Source organism: Gluconacetobacter sacchari (assembly GCF_014174255.1).
Lineage (GTDB): Bacteria > Pseudomonadota > Alphaproteobacteria > Acetobacterales > Acetobacteraceae > Gluconacetobacter > Gluconacetobacter sacchari.
Genome location: NZ_JABEQJ010000113.1, coordinates 1 through 514 on the forward strand (window position 1 = coordinate 1; position 514 = coordinate 514).

At 60.7% G+C, this 514-nt stretch carries 1 protein-coding gene; it reads left to right on the top strand.

From position 1 onward, the window contains the following. A partial coding sequence (locus HLH48_RS22900; protein WP_246387744.1) for a DDE-type integrase/transposase/recombinase occupies positions 1-514 on the top strand: 514 nt, incomplete at both ends.

Consider the following 514-nt stretch of genomic DNA (forward strand, 5'->3'; position numbering starts at 1 on the left):
TACCTGCGACACTCGCAGGTAGTACCGCGTCCCTATCTCTTAAATCGTTCATGCTTCATAGCTGAACCAGACCAGAAATATTCAGCAAGGCGTCAGTCGCCGGGAGCTTACTACGAGGGGGCCTACTCGACGCTGACGGAATATCTGCGTCTCGTCAGGCGGCCGGTGCCCAAGGTGTTCGAACGGCGTTTCGAGACCGCTCCTGGCGAACAGGCGCAGGTCGATTTCGCTGAATTTCCGGTGACGTTCCTGACCGAGCCTCAGGCGCCGCGCAAAGTCTGGCTTTTCAGCATGGTGCTGGGCCACAGCCGCTGGCTCTGGGGCCGGTTCTGCCCGAACCAGACCTTGGAAACCGTCCTGCGCTGTCACATCGCCGCCTTCGAGGCGATGGGCGGAAGCTGTGCCGAGATCCTCTATGACCGCATGAAAACCGCGGTTCTCGGCGAAGACCCCACGGGGGTCATCACCTATAATCCCTCGCTGGTCGCTCTGCTCGACCATTACGGCAGCGCGC